This window comes from Cupriavidus sp. 8B, assembly GCF_054589115.1.
Genome location: NZ_BAAILO010000367.1, coordinates 1 through 233 on the forward strand (window position 1 = coordinate 1; position 233 = coordinate 233).

A 233-nucleotide genomic window follows, 5' to 3' on the forward strand; every position below is an offset into this window, starting at 1 on the left:
CACAGGGACTGCTGCGCATCGTGCCAATGCCCAGCCTTGGGCGGGCGACGCACGATGTGCACATTCAGGCCGTGAGCTTGCTCAAGGGCGGCGGCACAGCGCCCCGCATACGCCGAGTCGGCAAACAGCCGCTGCAACGTGCCGGCCTTGGCGCAAGCTTGAGCCACCACCGTTGGCGCTGCGTCGCGATCTTGTACGCTAGCGCTGGTAATGCATACCGCCAACAACAGCCC

The 233-nt window shown here is 65.7% G+C and carries 1 pseudogene; it reads right to left on the reverse strand.

What is annotated here, in order from left to right:
- Positions 1 to 227, reverse strand: a pseudogene (locus ACYP5B_RS34260) (IS5/IS1182 family transposase); the annotation flags it as partial.
- Between the last annotated feature and the right edge of the window lie 6 nt (positions 228 to 233).